This is a genomic window from Ureibacillus aquaedulcis (genome assembly GCF_030418165.1).
GTDB lineage: Bacteria > Bacillota > Bacilli > Bacillales_A > Planococcaceae > Ureibacillus > Ureibacillus aquaedulcis.
In genome coordinates this window covers 313,147-328,267 of record NZ_JAUHTQ010000003.1, presented here as the reverse complement: position 1 = coordinate 328,267, position 15,121 = coordinate 313,147, and the positions used below count along the sequence as shown (strand labels likewise).

The following is a 15,121-nucleotide window of genomic DNA, read 5'->3' as shown; positions in this document are numbered from 1 at the left end:
ACAAAATGAAACCAGTACGTGGATTATTAGTTATGGCATATGGAACGCCATACAAAGAAGAAGATATTGAAAGATATTACACACATATTCGTCATGGCCGCAAACCTTCAGAAGAGCATTTGGAGGATTTAAAAAGCCGCTATAAAGCAATCGGCGGAATTTCTCCACTTGCCGAAATGACAAAAAAACAAGCGCAGAGCCTGGAAGCTCGTTTAAATGAAGTGCAAGATGAAGTGGAATATAAATTATATATCGGTTTAAAACATATCGATCCTTTCATTGAAGATGCAGTAGAAGCTATGATCAATGACGGTATTGAAGAAGCAGTTTCTATCGTACTGGCTCCACACTTCTCGACATTTTCCATCAAGTCTTATAATGGCCGTGCACAAGAAACGATCGAGAAATTAGGCAGCGATATGAAGTTGACATCGGTAGAATCTTGGTATTACGAGCCTAAGTTCATTGAATATTGGAAGCAAGCCGTAAATAATACATTTGCGGAAATGTCTGATGAAGAACGTGAAAAAGCTTGCCTGATCGTTTCAAACCACTCTTTACCAGAGAAAATTAAAGAAGCCGGCGACCCATATGAAGAACAGTTGATTGAAACAGCACGCTTGATTCAAGAAGCAACAGGCGTTAAAAACGTTGAAGTAGGTTGGCAATCAGCCGGTCAAACGCCGGAACCATGGTTGGGGCCGGATGTGCAGGATTTAACTCGTGAATTATATGAGGAAAAAGGTTACCGTTCATTTGTATATATTCCAGTAGGATTTGTTACGGAGCATTTAGAAGTTTTATATGATAATGACTATGAATGTAAAGTGGTATGTGATGAACTTGGAGCGACTTATCGCCGTCCTCCTATGCCGAACACTCATCCTTTATTCATAGATGCAATGGTCGATGCTATTTATAATAAATTATCGCATTAAATCGATGTAGGAAGTGTGATGAGGGTGACAGGGGAGAGACGAAAAGTTGCTATAATTGGTGGAGGCGTCACTGGGTTAACTGCAGCATACTATCTACAAAGGTCAGCACAGCTGAACAATCTGCCGGTAGATGTTGTATTAATCGAATCTACTTTACGTTTAGGCGGAAAAATCCAGACACTGCGAAAAGAAGGATTTATCGTTGAACGTGGTCCCGAATCTTTTGTAGATTATAAAAATAGTGTTCGCGAGTTGGCGAAGGATCTAGGAATCGAACAACAGATGATTCCAAATAACGATGGGCGCACCTTTGTTGCAGTAGGCAGTAATCTGCATCCCATACCGAATTTGTTAATGTTCGGCGGACTTGAAGTCACTTCATTCATTACTTCTGGTTTATTTTCCTTAAGTGGTAAGCTTCGTGCTGTAGGAGATTTACTATTACCGAAGATAAAAGAAGACGAGGATGAACCAATCGGTGATTTCTTCAGACGCCGCTTTGGTAAAGAGGTTGTAGAAAACCTGGTAGAGCCATTACTTGCAGGAACTTTTGCAGGTGATATCGACCACCTGAGCATTAAGGCGATGTTCCCGCAGTTTTATCAGTTGGAGAAACAACATCGCAGCTTGATCCTTGGCTTGAGAAAATCAGGTGAAACATTAAGAAACGACCATATCGAAAGATACCAGACATTCCACAATGGATTAGAAACCTTAATTGAATCATTGTCCTCTCAATTGGATGCAAGTTCAATACTAAAAGGTGTAAAGGTAGAGTCGATCGATCGATTGAATGATGGGACTGTTCAAATATTTTCCAATAACATTGCACCAATTAAATGTGACGCGGTTATTATGACCACACCGTTTAATATAGCAAAAGAGGTATTAGATCATTCAGGCCTATTTGATGGACTTCCTAAAATGCAATATGCAACAATTGCAACCGTTACGTTGGCTTTTAAACAGGGAGAATCAAAAAAATATAAAGACGCCATGAACTTTTTTGTTTCGAGAAATAGCGACTTTGCCATTACGACATGTACATGGTGTAATCATAAATGGAATGATGTTGCTCCAGAAGGTTATGATTTATTGCGTGTATACATTGGACGAGTGGGCGATGAAGCGATTGTTGAGCTATCGGATAGCGATATCGAAAAGACTGTATTGAAAGATCTCGAGAAAGCAATTGGATTAGAAGAAGCACCCTTGTTTACAGTTGTTTCACGCTGGAAGGAATCCATGCCCCAATATACAGTAGGCCATGACAAACGTATGGAGGAAATGAAACAATATTTATATGCTGAATTTCCAAATGTGAAGCTTGTCGGCAGTTCATACGAGGGAATAAGTGTGCCTGATTGTGTATTGCAGGGTAAAAATGTCGCTTTGGACTTGTTGAAGGAAATGTTTGAATTGCAGAATGCCTGATAAAAAAGAGTTGCCTCAGAAATATTGAGACAACTCTTTTTTTGTAGAACCTTTGCAAGAACAAATGGTCCTGAGATAGTTCACAATTTTATCGGTAGTATTTTTGGGCGAGTGCGTTATACTAATGGTGGTTCAAACATTCCCATTTTGACTAGAATAGTGATGAATAAGACAAAAATTAGCACACATAATGGCGATGGAGGAAATAGCAATGAAAAAATGGTTACTAAGTTTAATAGCAGTGCCAGCATTATTGGTAGGTTGCTCATCAAATGAGCCGGAAGTCGACACAAATGAAGTGCCAATCGATGCTGCAGCTTTGGAAGTTGTAGTAGATATCCTAACACCGGAGAAAGTAGCGGTAAACGAAACGGTAGAACTAGCAGCCCATATAACGCAGAATAAAGAAAATGTGAATGACGCAGATTCCGTTGAGTTTGAGGTGTGGGAATCTGGTTACCGCGATGATGGACAAATGATTGACGGCGAATTCGATGCTGATGGGGTTTATAAAGCAGATATCACTTTTGATCATGATGGAGTTTATTATATGTTTGCTCATACAACGGCGCGTGGATTACACGTAATGCCGAAACAACAAATTATTGTAGGCGAACCGGATATGAGCCAAGTAAAAGAAGACGATAGCGACAATTCTATGGATATGAATATGGAAGGACATGGGGACACTCATGGGAATACTTCAGAAACAGAAGCGGAAATGAACCACACTGAGCATAATTCCACAGAAGATAGTGAGCACGATCACGAATAAAGAAATTTAATAGAAAACGGATTTTTTCTGCACAACAATATAACAGCAACGAAAAACCCCTCAAAGCATGAGCGAGCTTTGAGGGGTTTGTTGTGTAAGCAGTTTACTTATAGGCTCACCTGTTCTTAGATGAGGGTCCAAATTCAATAATAAAACGACTGACGACGACTATAGAGCGTTACATTTTTCGCAATTGCTGCTGTAGCATTCGCTTTGTTCTTCAATCTTATCTCCACACTGAACACATACTTTATCCGGTAAATTCTTGAAAAACTCAACAACGTTTTCTAACATGCCTTCGCCCCTCCTTTTGGACATCTGTTATATTACTGATTTGATATTTCTAATTGTATTATAACAGTTTGTGTTCGTCAATACATATGTGCCTATTAATATATATTTTTTTGAAATAAATTTTTGGATGATATGTAAAGGTTCTTTTTATTTTTAACTAGTATAGTTGTCAAAGAGACAAAAATCAGAGATATATATTATAAACGGCATATATCGTGATTTTCTTTTTTTTTCGTGTAAAATAAAGGCTATAGAGGAGTGAAGACCATGTATTTTGTTGATAACAAGGGGATTACAGACCCACGCATAAATTTGGCGATTGAAGAATTTGTCCTAAGAAATATGGATATTGAAAAAGATGATTTCCTACTGTTCTATATCAATCAACCGTCCATCATCATTGGGAAAAACCAGAACACAATCGAAGAAATCAATACAGATTATGTTGAAGAGAATGGCATCATTGTAGTAAGACGTTTGTCTGGTGGTGGAGCGGTCTACCATGATTTAAATAATTTGAACTTCAGCTTCTTAACAAAAGATGATGGAAACAGCTTCCACAATTATAAGAAGTTCACACAGCCCGTTGTGGATGCATTGGAAAAATTGGGGGTCAATGCAGAACTATCAGGGCGAAATGATATCTTGGCAGAAGGGCGAAAAGTTTCTGGGAATGCACAATATGCAACTAGAGGACGCATGTTCAGCCACGGTACATTATTGTTTAAAACAGATGTTGATGCGGTAGCATCCTCATTGAAAGTAAAAAAAGATAAGATTGAATCAAAAGGGATTAAATCTGTTCGCTCACGTGTAGGGAATATCTCGGATTACCTGAAAGAGCCAATGACCATTGAAGAGTTTAGAACGGAAATCCTCAAATCGATCTTTGGCGGCGAAGAGAACATTCAGTACTATGAGCTAACCGAGGAAGATTGGAAAAAAATCCATGAAATTTCAGAACAGCGTTACCAAAAATGGGATTGGAACTACGGGAAATCCCCACGCTTCAATATCCAAAAAACGCATCGCTTCCCATCTGGAGGCATTGACATTCGTCTTGAGGTAAATAAAGGGATTATTGAAGAAATCAAAATTTTTGGCGACTTCTTTGGTGTTGGAGATGTTGCAGACATCGAGAAACTTTTGGTCGGCGTGAAGTATGACCGCACAAGCATTGCAGAAGCGATAGGTGAAATCGATACAGCACACTATTTTGGTGCTGTTACAAAAGAAGACTTCCTGAAATTAATTTACTAAAAGTAAAGGTGACTCTAATCTTAGAGTCATTTTTTTTGTCTGCGGAGATACTTTTAGTAGTAAATTAGCTTGCAAAATGAATTGCTTGGGCGCACCTGCTGTTTATGGAGGACCTCTTTTTTGATACACTGTTAAAGTAGTATGTAATCATCATGGATATAACTATTAGATAATCATAAAAGACACGGAAGTAGTTCGTGCTTTATAAATAAAATAAATACAACATTCCGGTTATGAATGGGGGAATGAATATGGAAACGACAAGGATTTTTATAGTGGAGGATGATCAAAAGATCGCCTCACTTTTAGCGGATACATTAAGAAAATATCAATATGAGGTCGAAATCGTTCAGAACTTTGAAGGAATCGTGGAAGAAACCGTAGCCTTTGCGCCTCACATTATTTTGCTGGATATTAATTTGCCTTCCTATGATGGGTATTATTGGTGCAGGCAATTGAGACAGCATACAAAATGCCCGATCATCTTCATCTCGGCCCGCTCAGGGGAAATGGACCAAATTTTCGCGTTGGAAAATGGTGGCGATGATTTTATCACTAAGCCATTCAATTATGAAATTGTCCTGGCCAAGATTCGGAGCCATTTAAGAAGATCCTATGGTGAATACTCTTCAAGGCAGGAAGAAAGAACAATTTCTTTAGGCCAGCTTACTTTATACCTTGAGCGTATGGAGCTGCATAAAAAGAGTATCGAGATTCCCTTGCAAAAGAAGGAATGCATTATTTTGGACTTGCTGATGGGCCAGGCCCCAAAGGTAGTTTCCAGGGAAAAGTTACTTGAAGCGCTTTGGGATGATCAAGCCTTTGTAGATGAAAATACGCTTAATGTAAATATGACGCGTGTAAGGAAAAAATTAGCCGATTACGGTGTATGTTCTGTAATAGAAACGGTGCGAGGAGCCGGTTATCGCTTCGTTCTTAATACGGAGGAAGAGTAAATGGGATTGAAGCTATTTATAAAGGAGCATATCTCCTTCGTATTGTTTGAAGTAGTGATTGTACTTTTTATCTTGTCGCTGTACTGGCTGGATGGCTTTCGTAATATGAGTACCGCAATTTACACGATAATTATTAGTTTTATTCTGATCATCTCATTTTTGGGCTTTCGGTATTTTAGAAGACAAAGCTACCTAAATAAAATCAGCTGTTTGCCCCGGACAATGGACGATGCATTGCAAAAAAATGCAAAATCACCGGAGCATATCCAAACCGAAAGCTACCTGCATGAATTATACCGCGTTTATCAGCATGAGGTGCAGGCACTGTATGCCTCCCAAAACCGGCAGGAAAAATTCCTGAATCAATGGATACACCAAATGAAGACGCCTGTTTCCGTATTGGAGCTCTTGCTTCAGGAAGAAGGGCCGCTAGATAAGAAAAGTGTGCAGGAAGAAGTAGATCGAATCAAAAGAGGGCTTGAATTGGTGTTAATGAATGCGCGGCTTGAAAAGTTCGAGGACGATATGCAGGTTGAACAGGTCTATCTAAAACAAATAGTAAATGCAACGATCAATGAGAATAAGCGTTTATTTATTACAAATCGTGTATTCCCGGAAACACATATTGATGAGGAATTAGCCGTTGCGAGTGATTCAAAATGGCTAAAATTTATTTTGGGGCAGTTTATTACAAATGCCGTAAAATATACGTTTGAACAAAATAAGCATATTATCATCTCGGCAACAAAAGTCGATTCGGAAGTAAAGTTAACGATTCGTGATGAAGGAATCGGGATTCCTAAATCTGATTTAACGAGGGTCACAAAAGCTTTCTTCACAGGGGAAAATGGCCGGAAAACGGGTGAATCCACTGGTATGGGTCTATATTTGGCAAGTGAAATCTGTGAAAAGCTAGGCCATAAATTCGAAATCGAATCTGAAGTAGGGGCAGGGACGACGATAACTCTTACATTTCAGTAAATACAATTTACTCTTCCAAAATGAACTTAACGATAAAGAGGGATGAAACGATGTCAGTATTACATGTACAAGATGTGACAAAGGTATATGAAGGAAAAGTGACAAACCGTGCACTGAACCAGCTTTCTTTCGAAGTTGATAAGGGAGAGTTTCTAGCTGTGATGGGACCCTCCGGAAGTGGGAAATCCACCCTGCTCAATCTTATTTCAACTATTGACCGGCCAACATCCGGTGAAATTATTTTCAATGAGATGAAACCGCAAAATTTAAATAGTACAGAGCTGGCTTACTTTAGAAGACGGGAGCTTGGTTTTGTCTTTCAGGATTTTAATTTATTGCCTACACTGACGGTAGAAGAAAACGTAGTGCTTCCTCTAACGTTGGACCAAAAACCGATAAGTGTTATGGAGGAACGTTTAGGAGTTCTGGCGGAAAGGCTGGATTTGACTACCATCCTGCATAAACGGCCAAATGAGATTTCGGGTGGACAAGCACAGCGAGTGGCAATTGCAAGGGCGCTAATCCACGAACCGGCAATCATTTTGGCGGATGAACCAACAGGTAACTTGGATTCGAACAATACACGGGAAGTACTTGAATTGTTAAGCAATATTAATAGAGAAAGACAAGCAACCATCGTTATGGTAACGCATGATCCAATAGCTGCCAGTTATTGTGATCGGGTATTGTTTATAAAAGATGGGGAGTTTTTCAATGAAATTCATCGCGATGACAGACGGCAAACATTTTTCCAGCGAATCCTGAATGTACTTAGTTTATTGGGGGGAGGACAAGTAGGTGACCTTTCATCAATTCGCTTACCGTAATGTCATTCGAAATATCCGAGTCTATGCGGCCTATTTTATGGCGAGTTTTTTTTCGGTATTCGTATTTTTTATCTATTCCATGTTGATGTTTCATCCTGAAATCGAGGATGGATTTTTAGGGAATGTGCCAATTATATGGATGGTTGTGGCTGAAATTATATTGGTCGTATTTTCCTGGTTTTTTATCTTTTACTCCATGAAGGCTTTTTTAGAGGCAAGAGCCAAGGAATTTGCCATTCTTCTTCACTTAGGCATGGAAAGAAGACAGCTATCGCGGTTGGTCTTTCTTGAAACCATCATAATCGGTTCAATCTCCATCATACTTGGTATTGTCTTTGGATATGCCTTCTCGAAATTTTTCTTTATGATTGTCCGGGAAATTTTGATGCTGGAAGATTTGCCGCTATATCTTTCCTGGGAGCCGTTTTTATTAACCATTGCTGTTTATTTTAGTGCATTCATTCTTATATCACTTTTTAGTGTTCATTTTTCGCCTGAAAGAAAAGTTATTGATTTGCTGAATAGGTACAAAACGATTCAAATCGATGTCGACTTTACGAAGGGAAAAGCCATTCTTGGCATTGTTCTAATTCTTGGCGGATATGTACTCGCACTGTTAACTACGAGATCCACGATGATTATTTTTTCGGTATTTATTCCATTCTTGATCATACTGGGTACTTATTTGTTCTTTACCGATACGACGCAGTATTTCGTTGACAGAATAAAAAATAGAAGGTTTATCTATTGGAAGAAATCGAGAATGCTGCCCATGGCGGAACAGTCCTTTGTCCTGAAAAACAATGGAAAGATGTTTTTTGTCATGACCATTGTAACGACATTGGCTTTCTTATCGATTGGTTTACTTGCAACATTATCATCTTATACCTCTCAGTATGATAAGTTAAATCCTCTAGGGTTGATTTATAAAGGACATATTGATAATCCAAAAGAGAACGAGCATATTTCCTCCCTTGTAAGTGAATTGGAGGAAAAGGAATTATCTTATCAATTAACACGATTTACAGTATTAAAACAGACATCTTCCTTTACAAAGTTTGAAGTAGAGGTTTTTAAAGAGTCGGATATCAATAATTTGCTCGTTTCTTATGGCTATCCGTTAGTTCGTTTGGCCAGAGGGGAAGCGATGTTTATTCCCTATTCCGAGGATTCGATCAAAGAATTGTCAAAGAAAAGGGTAGAAACCGTGTTGCTTGAAAATGATGTTGAAATCACGATTGATCAAGTATATCCCGAGCTTATTTTTCCTTCATCTATCGTCAGCTTGAATTCGATAATTATAAGTGATGTAGATTTTAGAAGATTAGTAAAGCCGTATAGTAGTTTTCCGCATGAGGAACCAGGGTACCACTTGTTTGCTTTTGATATTCCGCAATGGGTGGAAGCGGAGGGTGTAGGAGTAGCTCTTCAACAGGAAGTATCCGAAGAGTCTCTGAAGGAGGAGTACAAACTACCATATTACTATGAGAATGCAGGGTTAAACTATTCATATATACTATCCACTTATTCATTATTTACGTTATTAGGGTTATTGGTAGCAGCCGTCTTTTTATTGGCTGCTGGAAGCTTTATTTACTTCAAACTTCATACGAGCCTGGAGGCGGAGAAGAAAAAATTTGATGTCTTGAAACGTATGGGGATATCAAATCATGAGTTGAAATCTTTAGTAACAAAGCTGCTATTTCCTCAATTTTTCCTGCCATGGGGTGTAGCTCTATGCCACAGTCTGTTTGCGTTTTTCGCACTGCAGAATATTTTGAAAAACTTTGCCAATGTCTCCATTGTAAAAGAGGTTGTTTTTGCATTTGGGTTTTTAATACTTATAGAGATTATTTACTATAATTTAATTCGCTGGCGATATATTGCACATGTTAGAGATTAATAAGAAAAATGTTATATGTAGAATAATGTTTGTTTTTCGATAAAAAATGGGACATAAAGTACAGAATTCTATTGTTTTATCAATATATTTATTTTATAATATTTGGTAAATGAATAGATATTCATTTTTGCTTTGTTTACATTTTTATAGTAAATGGGGTCAAATGCAAAGGGGGATGGGTGTTTTGAATTTAGTTGAATGTGTTCGACAAACCGCATTGGAACAACCCGAAAAACATGCATATCATTTTTTAGGGAGAGATGCTACATACGGTGAATTTGAACAAACTGTTAGTAGATTTGCAGCAGGTCTTAGGCAACTAGGGTTAGAAAAAGGGGACCATGTGGCGTTTTTGTTAGGAAATACACCACATTTTTTAATCTCGTTGTATGCCACGATGCGAATCGGAGCAACTGCAATTCCTGTAAATCCGATGTACACGCAAGATGAGATTGCTTATATCCTTCAAAACGGTGACGTAAAAACTGTTATTGCACTTGATTTGTTGCTGCCTTTAGTGGAAGCAGGGGTGAAAGTATTGCCACAGGTAGAAAACTATATCATTTGTGAAACAAGTGAAGAAGCTGATGTAAAATTGAATGCGCTATCAAATGGTGCGAAAGAGAAAACTAAGTCTTTCACTCAAATTCTTGCATCAAATGCTGAAGGGGTTGACCCAGTCAAAGTAGATGAAGAGGATGTAGCCATTATTCTATATACATCAGGAACTACAGGCTATCCGAAGGGTGCCATGCTGACACATCGCAATTTGTATTCAAACGCTCGTGATGTGGGCGAATACCTGGGCATGACTCCCGATGATCGTGTCATCGCAACATTGCCGGTATTTCATGTATTTGCCTTGACAGTAGTCGTGAATGCACCACTTCTTCAAGGAGCTACCGTTTTGTTGGCGCCTCGTTTTAGTCCAGGCGAGATTTATGAACTCGCAGGAAATCAAAAAGCGACTGTTTTTGCCGGCGTACCGACGATGTATAATTTCCTCTACCAATATGATGGGGATGCTGCGCAATTCTCTAGTTTAAGGCTGGCAGTATCTGGAGGAGCTCCATTGCCGATTCAAGTACTTGAAGATTTCGAAGAGAAGTTTAAAGTAAAAGTTTCTGAAGGATATGGTCTTTCCGAGGCCTCACCTGTAACATGTTTTAATCCACTTGATCGAGAACGCAAAGCGGGGTCTATTGGAACGTGCATCTTGAATGTGGAAAACAAAGTTGTCGATGAGTATGGAACAGAAGTGCCTATAGGTGAAGTTGGCGAGTTAATTGTTCGGGGGCCAAATGTAATGAAGGGCTATTACAAAATGCCGGAAGAAACAGCAAATGCTATAAGGGGCGAATGGCTGTACACAGGCGATTTGGCGAAAAAGGATGAAGATGGCTATTTCTATATTGTTGATCGCAAGAAAGACATGATTATCGTCGGAGGATTCAATGTCTATCCACGTGAAGTTGAGGAAGTATTATTTACACATCCAAATGTAGTCGAAGCAGCTGTTGTTGGGTCTCCAGATGTCAACCTAGGAGAAGCAGTACATGCTTATGTAGTATTAAAAGATAACAGCACGACTGTAGAAGAGCTCAAGGAATTCTGCGCACAGCGACTTGTAAAATATAAAGTACCGCACGTAATTGACCTACTAGATGAACTTCCAAAAAGCTCAACTGGAAAAATCCTGCGTCGTTCCCTAAAAGAAATCGTAAAAGCTAAATAACATATTGTAAGTGGTGTCTCGGTAATGGGGACACCGCTTTTTTAAATTGTATGAGTGCCAGCAAATTGTGCATATTGGAAATTATTTGTGTGGCTTGCACCTAAATAATTTTGATTTTTAAAAATTGTTTGACATAGGGTAGAGTAATGATAAAATTTATATTACGGAAATCGAAATACTATTTTGAAAGGGTGGAAAAGATGGTAGAAAAAAGATTATTAGAAAAAGAGGATTTATTTAAAATTCAATCTGTTTCAAACCCACAGCTTTCTCCAAATGACAAAGAAGCTGTATTTATCAAGACAAAGATAGATGAAAAGGAAAATCAATATTTCTCGGAGATTTTCCACTTAGATGTGGAGACGGAAAAGGTAACACAGTGGACTTTTGGGAATGAACGCATTTCCTCGCCAAAATGGTCGCCAAATGGTGAACAGGTAGCTTTCATCTCCAATCGCAATGAAAAAAGCCAATTATACATGATCAATAAAAGTGGTGGCGAAGCTAGAAAAATTACCAACCTAGAATCGGGCATCAACTCCTTTTCATGGTCTCCATGCGGGGAGAAAATCTGGATTACAGGCAGTTTGAAAGAGGATGCTTCATTTACGGATCAAGCCGAAAAAGAGAAAGAAGATAAAGAACAGCCAAAAGCTTATATAGTAGATAAAATGCGGTATAAAGCAGATGGGGTGAAAGGACATGGATTAAAAAAACAAGGAGTCCACACTCAAATTGCGATTCTTTCTTTAAACGATGAATCCATCGAGCAATTTTCTGAAGGAACCCACTCTCATTCGTTATATGACATTTCACCTGATGGTACAAAAGTGATCATCGGTGTAAACCGTGAAGAGCAGGATGATTATAATTTTAGTCAGCCATTAATCATGGTAGATGTCGAAACGAAAGAGGAAACAGTATTAGTGAATCATGAGGGCTATTATGGTGGCGCGAAATTTTCATATGATGGCAGATACATTGCCTATTCAGGCAGTGATGCCGCATTCAAAAATGCAACACATTCCCATGTTTATATTTATGATATCGAAAGCGGCACGACTCAAAATTTAACAGAGAGTATTGATTGCCCTGTTGGTGATTATGCGGTTGCGGATACGCAGCAAGGGATAGATGCTCCAAGCATTGTTTGGACGCAAGCAAATGATTTATACTTCCAGCTTTCAAACCTAGGAGATGTGCAGCTTTATTATGCTAGTTTAGAAGGGGCGATTTATCCTGCTTCTCCAGAGGGTGAGCATGTCTATGATTATACAGTTTCCAAGGATGGCCAATTTGCGATCATCGCAGTATCGAACCCGACCTTCCCGGGTGAGCTATTTGTTTATGAAATTGCAAAAGGTGAGAGAAAGCAAGTTACTCATTTTAATGATGAATGGTTAAATGAAGTAATTCTTTCAAAACCAGAGCCGATTGTCTATGAGAGTACAAATGACCTGCAAGTGCATGGTTGGTTGATGAAGCCTGCTAATTTTGAAGAAAATAAAAAATATCCTTTAGTTGTTGAAATTCATGGCGGGCCTCATACGATGTATGCGAACTCCTTCTTCCACGAACTTCAATTGCTGGCGGCACAAGGATATGGTGTCCTATATGTAAATCCGCGTGGAAGCCATGGCTATAGCCAGGAGTTTGTCAATGGTGTACGCGGTGATTATGGTGGCGGCGATTACGAGGATATTATGGCTGGACTTGACTTCGTCCTAGGGGAGGAAACATGGATTGACGAGACGCGTCTGGGTGTTACAGGTGGCAGTTATGGCGGGTTCATGACCAACTGGATCGTTGGGCATACAAACCGTTTCAAAGCAGCGGTAACACAGCGCAGTATTTCAAACTGGGTAAGTTTCTTTGGTGTCTCGGATATCGGTTATTATTTCACGCCATGGCAAATCGGTACAGATATGGTGGACCCGGAAAAACTATGGGAGCATTCCCCGTTAAAATATGCTAAGAATATCGACACACCGCTTCTGATCTTGCATAGTGAATTAGATTTCCGTTGCCCGATCGAGCAAGCGGAACAGTTATTTATTACGTTAAAATCAATGGGGAAAGAAACAAGCTTTGTTCGCTTCCCGGACAATAACCATAATTTGTCTCGTACAGGCACTCCAAATCTACGAATTGAACGTTTAGATCAAATTGTGTCATGGTTTGAACAATATTTAGGATAGAGTTAATAATTTGACCATTCCTATCAGTGAAAAAAATAGATATCTACTGTAGAATGAAGAAGTAATGCTAAACTACTCAAGGATTGCTTTAACAATCTACGACACTTGGAAATGAGGTTAGAAAAATGACTAAAATGAATGTTGAAAGTTTTAACTTAGACCATACAAAAGTGGCAGCACCATATGTCCGCCTTGCAGGAATGAAGGAAGGTCAAAATGGGGATGTTGTTCGAAAATATGACGTTCGATTCAAACAGCCAAATATCGAACACATGAAAATGGATGCCCTTCACTCGATTGAGCATCTAATGGCAGAGAATATCCGCAACCATACTGATCACGTTGTAGATATGAGCCCAATGGGATGCCAAACTGGTTTTTACCTAACAATGATCAATCATGATAATTATGATGAAGTATTAACTATTCTGGAAAATACTCTACAAGATGTTGTAAACGCAACAGAAGTACCTGCATGCAACGAAGTGCAATGTGGTTGGGCCGCTAACCATAGCTTGGAAGGCGCCAAGGAATTAGCAACAGAAATGCTCGAAAAACGCAACGAGTGGTCGACGATTTTCAAGGAAGACTAAAACTCATCTTTACGGGACAGTCCTATTGTAGGGCTGTCTTTTTTTATTTGTTAGGATGGTGGACTTTTATCAAAAAGCGTTAAGAAAATAATTATTAGAAAACATCAAACGGTGGTAAGGGTTAACTAGGACGATTCAAGAGGAGAACTGAATGGAACGGTAGTAAAGCGGTGGTTATTACGACGATCTTTAATTCAAAACAATTAAATATGCCTCCATTTGAATTGGCAAATTTCCTTCATCTTGCTAAAGTTCTCTTTTTTCAAGTTGTTTGTTATAATCATGCAGGAGAAATTTTGAAAACGAGAATTTATGTGAGTGAGGAAATATATGAGTAAAATTAATAAGAATAATATATCCAATTCTACAAAAGATATAATTCAGGAATACATTTATGTACTTCTTGGAGCAGCTGTTATAGCATTTGGATTCAATGCATTTTTATTCCCCAATCAAGTAGCTTCCGGAGGCGTCAGTGGGATTAGTACCATCTTGAATGGTCTTTTTGGATGGAATGCAGGTATTGTTCAATATGCTTTTAATATTCCGCTGTTTATTGCAGGTGTATTCGTCCTAGGAAAAAATTTCGGACTAAAATCTTTTGTGGGTACTTTAGCATTGCCATTCTTTGTTATTGTATTTGCAAATATAGGTGCTTTAACAACAAATGCGTTATTAGCCGCTCTTTTTGGCGGAATTATTGTTGGTTTAGGTATTGGTTTTGTATTTAAAGGGAATGCTTCTACTGGCGGTACCGATTTATTAGCCCAGATTATTACGAAGTACACTGGACTCACATTAGGGACAAGTGTTCTTTTGATTGACGGTATTATTGCGATTAGTGCAGCACTGGTTTTTGATTTAGAAAAGGGCTTGTATGCATTAATTGGACTTTTTGTAACGACAAAGACAATTGACATTGTTCAGTTAGGTTTCAGCCAATCAAAAATGGTGTATATAATTTCTAACAGGCAAGATGAAATCCGCGATGCCATTTACGCGGATATTGATCGAGGAGTTACAAAGGTTCCTGCATTTGGGGGATATACCGGTGAAGAACGCCTGATGCTGATGGTCGTAGTGTATCAATCGGAATTCACAAAGCTGAAACAAATCATCAAAACGGTTGATCCAGCTGCGTTTGTGATTGTTTCCGATGCTTATGAAGTACTGGGTGAAGGTTTCAAACGAGTATAACTTTGGTATACTTAACAATGTTAACCGTAT

The 15,121-nt window shown here is 38.8% G+C and carries 13 protein-coding genes; 12 read left to right on the top strand and 1 reads right to left on the bottom strand.

All coding sequences use genetic code 11. The features are described from left to right. The first annotated feature begins 5 nt into the window (after window positions 1–5). The 3 genes from hemH (at window position 6) to QYB95_RS06370 (ending at window position 3,147) form a co-directional block, all read left to right on the top strand. Window positions 6–938, top strand: a complete 933-nt coding sequence (gene hemH, locus QYB95_RS06380; protein ID WP_301137452.1) for a ferrochelatase — start codon at window positions 6–8, stop codon at window positions 936–938. An 18-nt stretch (window positions 939–956) separates the two neighbouring features. After that, window positions 957–2,372: a protoporphyrinogen oxidase gene (hemG, locus tag QYB95_RS06375; protein ID WP_301137451.1), complete on the top strand. Its 1,416-nt coding sequence runs from the start codon at window positions 957–959 to the stop codon at window positions 2,370–2,372. A 211-nt stretch (window positions 2,373–2,583) separates the two neighbouring features. Beyond that, entirely contained in the window at window positions 2,584–3,147 is a 564-nt protein-coding gene (locus QYB95_RS06370) for a FixH family protein (RefSeq protein ID WP_301137450.1), read from the top strand. Window positions 3,148–3,315: 168 nt separating this feature from the next. Here QYB95_RS06370 and yhfH read toward each other — a convergent pair whose 3' ends face one another. Then, on the bottom strand, window positions 3,316–3,441 hold the full coding sequence (yhfH, locus tag QYB95_RS06365; RefSeq protein ID WP_107933720.1) for a protein YhfH: 126 nt from the start codon (window positions 3,439–3,441) through the stop codon (window positions 3,316–3,318). A 267-nt stretch (window positions 3,442–3,708) separates the two neighbouring features. On the opposite strand from yhfH, the gene lplA reads away from it, so the two are divergent. The 9 genes from lplA (at window position 3,709) to QYB95_RS06320 (ending at window position 15,091) form a co-directional block, all read left to right on the top strand. Next, window positions 3,709–4,701, top strand: coding sequence for a lipoate--protein ligase (gene lplA, locus QYB95_RS06360; protein ID WP_301137449.1), 993 nt, complete (start codon window positions 3,709–3,711; stop codon window positions 4,699–4,701). Between the two features lie 251 nt (window positions 4,702–4,952). Next, on the top strand, window positions 4,953–5,657 hold the full coding sequence (locus QYB95_RS06355) for a response regulator transcription factor (protein ID WP_301137448.1): 705 nt from the start codon (window positions 4,953–4,955) through the stop codon (window positions 5,655–5,657). Continuing rightward, window positions 5,658–6,638 (top strand): sensor histidine kinase, encoded by a 981-nt coding sequence (locus QYB95_RS06350; RefSeq protein WP_301137447.1) that lies wholly within the window; start codon window positions 5,658–5,660, stop codon window positions 6,636–6,638. Between the two features lie 50 nt (window positions 6,639–6,688). Next, a complete protein-coding gene (locus tag QYB95_RS06345; RefSeq protein WP_301137446.1) occupies window positions 6,689–7,465 on the top strand; it encodes an ABC transporter ATP-binding protein in 777 nt (258 codons plus the stop codon). Beyond that, entirely contained in the window at window positions 7,437–9,368 is a 1,932-nt protein-coding gene (locus QYB95_RS06340; RefSeq protein ID WP_301137445.1) for an FtsX-like permease family protein, read from the top strand. The genes QYB95_RS06345 and QYB95_RS06340 overlap by 29 nt, the downstream gene beginning before the upstream one ends. Window positions 9,369–9,552: 184 nt before the next feature. Continuing rightward, the gene (locus QYB95_RS06335) at window positions 9,553–11,103 is read left to right on the top strand and encodes a fatty acid--CoA ligase family protein (RefSeq protein WP_301137444.1); all 1,551 of its coding nucleotides are present in this window, start codon (window positions 9,553–9,555) and stop codon (window positions 11,101–11,103) included. A 200-nt stretch (window positions 11,104–11,303) separates the two neighbouring features. Further along, window positions 11,304–13,301 carry a S9 family peptidase gene (locus QYB95_RS06330; protein WP_301137443.1) on the top strand — a complete coding sequence of 666 codons (1,998 nt, stop codon included), beginning with the start codon at window positions 11,304–11,306 and terminating at the stop codon, window positions 13,299–13,301. A 125-nt stretch (window positions 13,302–13,426) separates the two neighbouring features. Further along, window positions 13,427–13,894: an S-ribosylhomocysteine lyase gene (locus tag QYB95_RS06325; protein WP_301137442.1), complete on the top strand. Its 468-nt coding sequence runs from the start codon at window positions 13,427–13,429 to the stop codon at window positions 13,892–13,894. 330 nt (window positions 13,895–14,224) lie between these two features. Further along, the gene (locus QYB95_RS06320) at window positions 14,225–15,091 is read left to right on the top strand and encodes a YitT family protein (protein WP_301137441.1); all 867 of its coding nucleotides are present in this window, start codon (window positions 14,225–14,227) and stop codon (window positions 15,089–15,091) included. Window positions 15,092–15,121: the final 30 nt, after the last annotated feature.

What these genes read in the sequence shown, in the direction of transcription:
- QYB95_RS06350 (WP_301137447.1), top strand. Translation starts at nt 5,658, where the DNA reads ATGGGATTGAAGCTATTTATAAAGGAGCATATCTCCTTCGTATTGTTT.
- QYB95_RS06325 (WP_301137442.1), top strand. Translation starts at nt 13,427, where the DNA reads ATGACTAAAATGAATGTTGAAAGTTTTAACTTAGACCATACAAAAGTG.
- QYB95_RS06355 (WP_301137448.1), top strand. Translation starts at nt 4,953, where the DNA reads ATGGAAACGACAAGGATTTTTATAGTGGAGGATGATCAAAAGATCGCC.
- QYB95_RS06330 (WP_301137443.1), top strand. Translation starts at nt 11,304, where the DNA reads ATGGTAGAAAAAAGATTATTAGAAAAAGAGGATTTATTTAAAATTCAA.
- lplA (WP_301137449.1), top strand. Translation starts at nt 3,709, where the DNA reads ATGTATTTTGTTGATAACAAGGGGATTACAGACCCACGCATAAATTTG.
- yhfH (WP_107933720.1), bottom strand. Translation starts at nt 3,441, where the DNA reads ATGTTAGAAAACGTTGTTGAGTTTTTCAAGAATTTACCGGATAAAGTA.
- QYB95_RS06320 (WP_301137441.1), top strand. Translation starts at nt 14,225, where the DNA reads ATGAGTAAAATTAATAAGAATAATATATCCAATTCTACAAAAGATATA.
- QYB95_RS06345 (WP_301137446.1), top strand. Translation starts at nt 6,689, where the DNA reads ATGTCAGTATTACATGTACAAGATGTGACAAAGGTATATGAAGGAAAA.
- hemG (WP_301137451.1), top strand. Translation starts at nt 957, where the DNA reads ATGAGGGTGACAGGGGAGAGACGAAAAGTTGCTATAATTGGTGGAGGC.
- hemH (WP_301137452.1), top strand. Translation starts at nt 6, where the DNA reads ATGAAACCAGTACGTGGATTATTAGTTATGGCATATGGAACGCCATAC.
- QYB95_RS06370 (WP_301137450.1), top strand. Translation starts at nt 2,584, where the DNA reads ATGAAAAAATGGTTACTAAGTTTAATAGCAGTGCCAGCATTATTGGTA.